The sequence below is a fragment of the Pseudomonas sp. OTU5201 genome, assembly GCF_038440135.1.
GTDB classification, from domain to species: domain Bacteria; phylum Pseudomonadota; class Gammaproteobacteria; order Pseudomonadales; family Pseudomonadaceae; genus Metapseudomonas; species Metapseudomonas resinovorans.
Window position 1 is genome coordinate 1 of record NZ_JASATC010000102.1, and the last position, 558, is coordinate 558.

Consider the following 558-nt stretch of genomic DNA (forward strand, 5'->3'; position numbering starts at 1 on the left):
CGGCTGGGCGCGCCAGTCGGCGTGGCCGCTGCTCAGCAGGGCGCTGGACAGGGACGCCAGGCGGTGTTCGTTGGCCATGTCGATGCCACTGGAGTTGACGCGGGCGTCGCCGTACAGGGCCTTGGGCTGCGGGATGCGCGGGTGCGGAAGGCCCAGGGCGCCTTCGACGCTGGCCATGGCCTCGGCGCTGGCAACCGGGTCTTCCACCAGTTCCTTGATGGAGATGCTGTGGTCGGCGATGCGGTTGACGAACGAGGTGTTGGCGCCGTTTTCCAGCAGGCGGCGGACCAGGTAGGCCAGCAGGGTTTCATGGGTGCCGACCGGTGCGTAGATGCGGCACGGACGGTTCAGCTTGCCGTCGGCGACCTTGCCCACCACTTGCTCGTACAGCGGCTCGCCCATGCCGTGCAGGCACTGGAACTCGTACTGGCCCGGGTAGTAGTTCTGGCCGGCGATCTGGTAAATGGCCGACAGGGTGTGGGCGTTGTGGGTGGCGAACTGCGGGTAGATGACTTCCGGTACGCCCAGCAGTTTGCGCGCGCAGGCGATGTAGGAAAC

General features: G+C 67.0%; 1 protein-coding gene. It reads right to left on the minus strand.

Annotation, left to right across the window (positions count from 1 at the left end; genetic code table 11):
- The coding region (locus tag AAHM40_RS27035; protein WP_342247445.1) for a proline dehydrogenase family protein at positions 1-558 on the minus strand (558 nt) is incomplete at both ends.